The following is a 4,383-nucleotide window of genomic DNA, read 5'->3' as shown; positions in this document are numbered from 1 at the left end:
GCTGCGCGAGGCGCTGCGGCTGTCCGGGCGCGAGGTCGACGTCGTGCACGTCGTCGGCGGCGGCGCGCAGAACGAGCTGCTCATGCAGGCCACCGCCGACGCCTGCGGGCTGCCGGTCCTGGCCGGGCCGGTGGAGGCGACCGCCCTGGGCAACCTGCTGGAGCAGGCGCGGGCGGCGGGCGTCCTGGCCAGCCGCGCCGCCGCCCGGGACCTGCTGCGGCGCACCCAGGCGCTGCGCCGCTACGAGCCGCGCCAGGTGGCGGCGTGGCAGCCGCTGCTGGACGGTGGCGTGCCCGTCGCGGGCTGAGCCCCGCGCGGGTCCGCGCCCCGGTCCGCGCCCCGGTCCGCGTCCCGGTTCCCGGGCGGGACCGGGGCGCGGACCCTACGCCGAGAGCGAACAGCGACCTGGAACAGGGCCTCCCGCACGCAGGTTGGGACAGCACGAGGGGTGCTGCTGCCCTCCCCGGGCTGCGCGGGAGCGCGGTGCGGGGTGAAGCTGTCAGGGCCCAGGTCTAGCATCGGAGTGGTCTGCTGGGGGGAGTGCCCCTGGACCCGACCACCCGCGAGGAGCGCCGCATGTTCGAGAGGTTCACCGACCGCGCCCGACGGGTCGTCGTCCTGGCCCAAGAAGAGGCCCGGATGCTCAACCACAACTACATCGGGACCGAGCACATCCTGCTCGGGCTCATCCACGAGGGCGAGGGCGTCGCCGCCAAGGCGCTCGAGTCCCTGGGCATCTCCCTGGACGCCGTCCGGGAGCAGGTCCAGGAGATCATCGGGCAGGGGCAGCAGGCCCCGTCCGGGCACATCCCCTTCACCCCGCGGGCCAAGAAGGTGCTGGAGCTGTCGCTGCGCGAGGCGCTGCAGCTCGGGCACAACTACATCGGCACCGAGCACATCCTGCTCGGGCTCATCCGCGAGGGCGAGGGCGTCGCCGCCCAGGTCCTCGTCAAGCTCGGCGCCGACCTCAACCGCGTCCGCCAGCAGGTCATCCAGCTGCTGTCCGGCTACCAGGGCAAGGAGCCCGCCACGGCCGGCGGCCCGCAGGAGGGCACCCCCTCGGGTTCCCTCGTGCTCGACCAGTTCGGGCGCAACCTCACCCAGGCCGCCCGCGAGGGCAAGCTCGACCCGGTCATCGGCCGCGAGACGCAGATCGAGCGCGTCATGCAGGTCCTGTCCCGCCGCACCAAGAACAACCCGATCCTCATCGGGGAGCCCGGCGTCGGCAAGACCGCGGTCGTCGAGGGCCTGGCGCAGGGCATCGTCCGCGGGGAGGTCCCCGAGACGCTGAAGGACAAGCAGATCTACACGCTCGACCTCGGCGCGCTGGTGGCGGGCAGCCGCTACCGCGGTGACTTCGAGGAGCGGCTGAAGAAGGTCCTCAAGGAGATCCGCACCCGCGGCGACATCATCCTGTTCATCGACGAGATCCACACCCTCGTCGGGGCGGGTGCCGCCGAGGGCGCCATCGACGCGGCGAGCATCCTCAAGCCGATGCTGGCCCGCGGCGAGCTGCAGACCATCGGGGCCACCACCCTCGACGAGTTCCGCAAGCACATCGAGAAGGACCCCGCCCTGGAGCGCCGCTTCCAGCCCATCCAGGTGCCGGAGCCCAGCCTCGCCCACGCCATCGAGATCCTCAAGGGCCTGCGCGACCGCTACGAGGCGCACCACCGGGTGTCGATCACGGACTCCGCGCTCGTCGCGGCCGCGACCCTGGCCGACCGCTACGTCAACGACCGCTACCTGCCCGACAAGGCCATCGACCTCATCGACGAGGCCGGCGCCCGGCTGCGCATCCGCCGCATGACCGCGCCGCCGGACCTGCGCGAGTTCGACGACCGCATCGCCGAGGTGCGCCGCGAGAAGGAGTCCGCGATCGACGCGCAGGACTTCGAGAAGGCGGCGTCGCTGCGCGACAGCGAGAAGAAGCTGCTCATGCAGCGCGGCGAGCGCGAGAAGCAGTGGAAGTCCGGTGACATGGACGTCGTCGCCGAGGTCGACGAGGAGCTGATCGCGGAGGTCCTGGCCACGGCCACGGGCATCCCGGTCTTCAAGCTCACCGAGGAGGAGTCCTCCCGCCTGCTCAACATGGAGGGGGAGCTGCACCGGCGCATCGTCGGGCAGTCCGACGCGGTCAAGGCGCTCTCGCAGGCCATCCGCCGCACCCGCGCCGGCCTGAAGGACCCCAAGCGCCCCGGTGGCTCGTTCATCTTCGCCGGCCCCACCGGCGTCGGGAAGACCGAGCTGGCCAAGGCGCTGGCGGAGTTCCTCTTCGGCGAGGAGGACGCGCTCATCCAGCTCGACATGAGCGAGTTCTCCGAGAAGCACACCGTCTCGCGGCTGTTCGGCTCCCCGCCCGGCTACGTCGGCTACGAGGAGGGCGGCCAGCTCACCGAGAAGGTGCGGCGCAAGCCGTTCTCGGTCGTCCTCTTCGACGAGGTGGAGAAGGCCCACCCGGACATCTTCAACTCGCTGCTGCAGATCCTCGAGGACGGCCGCCTGACCGACTCGCAGGGCCGCTCGGTGGACTTCAAGAACACCGTGATCATCATGACCACCAACCTGGGGACGCGGGACATCTCCAAGGGCGCCCCCACCGGCTTCGTGCCGGCGGGCAACTCCAAGCTCACCAACTACGAGCGGATGAAGGCCAAGGTCAACGAGGAGCTCAAGCAGCACTTCCGGCCCGAGTTCCTCAACCGCGTCGACGACATCGTCGTCTTCCCGCAGCTGTCGCAGGACGAGATCATCGAGATCGTCGACCTGATGCTGGCCCGGCTGGACGACCGCCTCAAGGACAAGGACATGGGCATCGAGCTGACGCCCGCGGCCAAGGTCCTGCTCGCCACCAAGGGGTACGACCCGGTGATGGGCGCCCGGCCGCTGCGCCGGACGATCCAGCGCGACATCGAGGACGTCCTGTCGGAGAAGATCCTCTACGGCGAGCTGCGCCCGGGGCAGATCGTCCTCGTGGACGTCGAGGAGGTGGAGGGCACCAAGCGCTTCACCTTCGAGGGCGCCACGAAGGCCGAGCTGCCCGTCACCGTGGCGCTGGAGGCCGGCGCCGGCGACGCCGAGTGACGCCCGCGGGCTGACCGGCCCGCACCGGCGATCGCGGAGGGCCGCACCCCAGCCAGGGTGCGGCCCTCCCGCACGTCCGGGTCGCCCATCTCCGGGTTCGGGCGCTCCGGAGGACCCCTGGAGCGCCCGAACCCGGAGATGGGCGACCAGGGGGGAGGGGTGGGTGGGTGCGACGAGAGCGCGGCTGGCACGATCGGGCGCGTGATCGCCGGAGCGCAGGACGCCGCAGCCGCGGCCGTCGTCGTGCGCCCGGCCCGCACCCGCGACGTGCCGCAGGTCCGCGCACTGGTGGAGGCCTACGCCCAGCAGCGGATCCTGCTCGCCAAGGAGGTCATCACCCTCTACGAGGCGGTGCAGGAGTTCATCGTCGCCGAGCTCGACGGCCGCGTCGTCGGCTGCGGCGCCCTGCACGTGCTGTGGGAGGACCTCGCCGAGGTGCGCACCCTCGCCGTGTCGCCGCAGGTGCGCGGGCGCGGCGTCGGGCACCTCGTGCTGCAGGCCCTGCTCGACCGCGCCGACGCCCTCGGGGTGGAGCGGCTCTTCTGCCTCACCTTCGAGACCGCCTTCTTCGCCGCCCACGGCTTCGAGGAGATCGAGGGCACCCCCGTCTCGCCCGACGTCTACGCCGAGATGCTCCGCTCCCACGACGAGGGTGTCGCGGAGTTCCTCGACCTGGCGCGCGTCAAACCCAACACCCTCGGCAACACCAGGATGCTGCGGGTGTCGCCCGCGGCCGGACACGGGAGGGCCGCACCATCAACGCCGTCATGAGCACCACCGTGATCGTCATGGGCGTCTCCGGCTCGGGCAAGACCACGGTCGCGCAGGGCGTGGCCGAGAGCCTCGGCTGGCGCTACGCGGAGGGCGACGACTTCCACTCCGCCGCCAACGTGGCGAAGATGGCCGCCGGCCACCCCCTCGACGACGACGACCGCTGGCCGTGGCTGGCCTCCATCGCCACCTGGATCGGCGAGCGGGAGGTCGAGGGCACCAGCTCCGTCGTGACCTGCTCGGCCCTCAAGCGCCGCTACCGCGACCTGCTGCGCGACGGCCACCCCTCGGTGCGCTTCTGCGAGCTGGAGGTCGCCGAGTCGGTGCTCGCCGAGCGCCTCGCCGAGCGCACGGACCACTACATGCCCGCGAGCCTGCTGCGCAGCCAGCTCGACGCGCTGGAGCCCCTCGCCGAGGACGAGCCGGGGTTCGTGGTGCCGGTGACGGGCGGGCCGGAGGAGACCCTGCGCCAGGTGCTCGAGCGCCTCGGGCAGGACGGGCGGTAGACCGGGGCGCTCCCGGCCGGGG

At 72.1% G+C, this 4,383-nt stretch carries 4 protein-coding genes; all 4 read left to right on the top strand.

What is annotated here, in order from left to right; all coding sequences use genetic code 11:
• The coding region (locus ABEB16_RS01780) for an FGGY-family carbohydrate kinase (RefSeq protein ID WP_345710560.1) at positions 1 to 307 on the top strand (307 nt) is incomplete at its 5' end.
• Between the two features lie 269 nt (positions 308 to 576).
• A complete protein-coding gene (locus tag ABEB16_RS01775; RefSeq protein WP_345710559.1) occupies positions 577 to 3,084 on the top strand; it encodes an ATP-dependent Clp protease ATP-binding subunit in 2,508 nt (835 codons plus the stop codon).
• Between the two features lie 138 nt (positions 3,085 to 3,222).
• Positions 3,223 to 3,855 (top strand): amino-acid N-acetyltransferase, encoded by a 633-nt coding sequence (locus tag ABEB16_RS01770; RefSeq protein ID WP_425560079.1) that lies wholly within the window; start codon positions 3,223 to 3,225, stop codon positions 3,853 to 3,855.
• Positions 3,852 to 4,361, top strand: coding sequence for a gluconokinase (locus ABEB16_RS01765; RefSeq protein ID WP_345710558.1), 510 nt, complete (start codon positions 3,852 to 3,854; stop codon positions 4,359 to 4,361). Before ABEB16_RS01770 ends, ABEB16_RS01765 begins: the two co-directional genes overlap by 4 nt.
• Positions 4,362 to 4,383 lie beyond the last annotated feature (22 nt).

The organism is Kineococcus glutinatus, assembly GCF_039542765.1.
Taxonomy (GTDB): Bacteria; Actinomycetota; Actinomycetes; order Actinomycetales; family Kineococcaceae; genus Kineococcus_A; species Kineococcus_A glutinatus.
The sequence above is the reverse complement of the archived record's forward strand: the minus strand, read 5'-3'. Positions and strand labels throughout refer to the sequence as shown.

Bases quoted from the DNA above. Each gene is read 5' to 3' on its own strand.
- ABEB16_RS01765 (WP_345710558.1), top strand. From the start codon at position 3,852: ATGAGCACCACCGTGATCGTCATGGGCGTCTCCGGCTCGGGCAAGACC.
- ABEB16_RS01770 (WP_425560079.1), top strand. From the start codon at position 3,223: ATGGGCGACCAGGGGGGAGGGGTGGGTGGGTGCGACGAGAGCGCGGCT.
- ABEB16_RS01775 (WP_345710559.1), top strand. From the start codon at position 577: ATGTTCGAGAGGTTCACCGACCGCGCCCGACGGGTCGTCGTCCTGGCC.